Consider the following 2335-nt stretch of genomic DNA (forward strand, 5'->3'; position numbering starts at 1 on the left):
CACCGGCGCCTTCGCGGCGGCATCAGTGCTGACGCTTGTGGCGCTGCTGACGATCCTCGCGCGCTTCATCTTCGAGCGACGCGGCGCGCCAGTCGGGCCGGGACGCCACTGACAACCGTTTGTCGTCGCAGATCACGGCGTGTAGGGCGCGGTCACCGCGGAGGACAGCTAAGTCATTGATTTAAATGGTGCCCAGGGGCGGGATCGAACCACCGACACTGCGATTTTCAGTCGCATGCTCTACCAACTGAGCTACCTGGGCGCCGGGTCCCCCGAACGGGGGCCTGTTGGAGCGCCGCGTTATAGAGGCCGGGTCCGCGCCTGTCCACCCGGGAATGCGAACCAGAAAGCCTATTCCTCGGCCTCCTCGTCCCGCGCGCGGGGCCGGTCCGGGTCGTCGTCGGTTTCCCGCACCGGGATGGCGTAGACCCCGCTCATCCAGCGGTTCAGATCAATGTCGCCGCAGCGGCGCGAACAGAACGGCCGGAATTTCTCCAGCGAGGGCTTGCCGCAGATCGGGCACGGCTTGTCGGGTGCGAGCGGCGGGCTGGTCATGGGCGTCAACATAAGCCGGACAATGCAGGATGGAAGGTGGCGCTGCCGTTCGCTCATTTTCCCCTGGGCGGGACGGTTTCGAGGCCGGCCGCGATTGTAGCGTCGCGCGCCCGCAGATCGGTCTTGAGGACCTTGCCGTAATTGTTCTTCGGCAGCGCCTCCACGAACACATAGTCGCGCGGGCGCTTGAAGCGCGCGATCGCATTCAGGCACAGCGTATCGAGATCGGCCCGATCGGCCTCGCCGACCACGTAGGCGACCACCACCTCGCCCCATTCGCGGTCGGGCCGGCCGATGACCGAAACCTCGCGCACGCCAGGGTGGCGCAGCAATATTTCCTCGACCTCGCGCGGATAGATGTTCGAGCCGCCGGAAATGATCAGGTCCTTGGACCGGTCCTTCAGATGCAGATATCCCTCGGCATCGAGGACGCCGATGTCGCCGGTATGGAGAAAGCCGTCCTGGAGCGCCGCCGCGCTCGCCGCCTCGTTCTGCCAATACCCGGCCATCACCGTCTCGCCCCGGCACAGGACTTCACCAGGCTCCCCTTGCGGAAAGGCGAGCGCCCGCTCGTTCGCGATCGCAAGGTCGATGCAGGAGAATGCGCGCCCCGCGGATTGAAGCCGCTCCCGCCAGCGCGGATGCCGCCGATCGGCGATGTCGCCCTTCGGCAGGACCGTGATGGTCATCGGGCTTTCCCCCTGCCCGTAAATCTGCGCAAAGCGCGGCCCGAACCGGTCGAGCGCGCGCAGCGTGTCCTCGACATACATCGGCGCACCGCCCCAGACGATGGTGCGGATATTCTCCGTCCGGCACTCCCCCGGATAATCGACCAGACGCTTCACCATGGTCGGGGCCGCGAACATCGACATGCGCGGCCAGGCATCGACCAGTGCGAAGATCTCGTCGGCGTCGAAGCCGCTCGATTCCGGCACGACATTGATTCCCGCCCGCATCACATACGGGATCATGTAGAGCCCGGAGCCATGGCTCATCGGCGCCGCATGCAGCAGCGGATCCCCGGCAAAGGTTCGATCGACCTCGTCGATATAAGCCTCGGCCATGGCCGCGAGATTGCGATGCGTCAGCATCGCGCCTTTCGGTCGCCCGGTGGTGCCGGACGTATAGAACAGCCATGCCAGATCGTGCGGTTCGCGCGCGATGAGCGGGGCCGGGTCGGCCGACAGCAACGATTGATAGGTGCGGCCGCCAAAGACCACAACATGGCGGAGAGCCGGTGGCGCATGTGCTTCGATCACGGTCGCAAGATCGGACGATGTGAAGACGACGCGCGCGCCCGAATGCTCGAGGATATAGTTCAGCTCCGCGCCATGCAGCTTGGCATTGACGGGAACGCCGACGAGGCCGGCATGCCAGATCGCGTACAGAGCCTCGACATATTCCGGCCGGTTGTTCGAGACGATGGCGACGCGATCGCCCTCATCGAGTCCGAAGCGTTCGCGCAGCGCACCTGCGATTCTCGCAGCGCCGCCGGCCAGCTCCGCATAGGTCTGCAGAACGCCGGCGCCATATCCGATCGCGGGACGATGCGGATAGGTGCTACCAGCCCGTTCAAGGCTTTCCGCCAGGTTCATTGCGCGACACGTCCATTCACGACCCTTCAGATGGTATTGCGCAAAACTCCGAGTCCTTCCACCTCCAGTTCGACGGTATCGTTAGGCTCCAGGAATCTCATCTGTTGCAGCCCGCAGCCGTTGCCGACGTGCCGGATCCAAGGAACTCGCCGGGGTAGATCCCGCGTTCGAACGCATTCGGGGTC

General features: G+C 65.0%; 2 protein-coding genes and 1 tRNA gene. All 3 read right to left on the reverse strand.

Features of this window, described 5'->3' with window-relative positions; genetic code table 11:
• Positions 1 to 186: 186 nt before the first annotated feature.
• The 3 genes from VNZ93_RS16395 to VNZ93_RS16405 all read right to left on the reverse strand — a co-directional run bounded on the left by VNZ93_RS16395 (position 187) and on the right by VNZ93_RS16405 (position 2150).
• Positions 187 to 262: transfer RNA gene (locus VNZ93_RS16395), tRNA-Phe, on the reverse strand.
• Between the two features lie 89 nt (positions 263 to 351).
• Positions 352 to 555 (reverse strand): DNA gyrase inhibitor YacG, encoded by a 204-nt coding sequence (yacG, locus tag VNZ93_RS16400; RefSeq protein WP_325707340.1) that lies wholly within the window; start codon positions 553 to 555, stop codon positions 352 to 354.
• Between the two features lie 53 nt (positions 556 to 608).
• Entirely contained in the window at positions 609 to 2150 is a 1542-nt protein-coding gene (locus VNZ93_RS16405) for an AMP-binding protein (protein ID WP_325707343.1), read from the reverse strand.
• Positions 2151 to 2335 lie beyond the last annotated feature (185 nt).

The sequence above is a fragment of the Pseudorhodoplanes sp. genome (assembly GCF_035565795.1).
GTDB lineage: Bacteria > Pseudomonadota > Alphaproteobacteria > Rhizobiales > Xanthobacteraceae > Pseudorhodoplanes.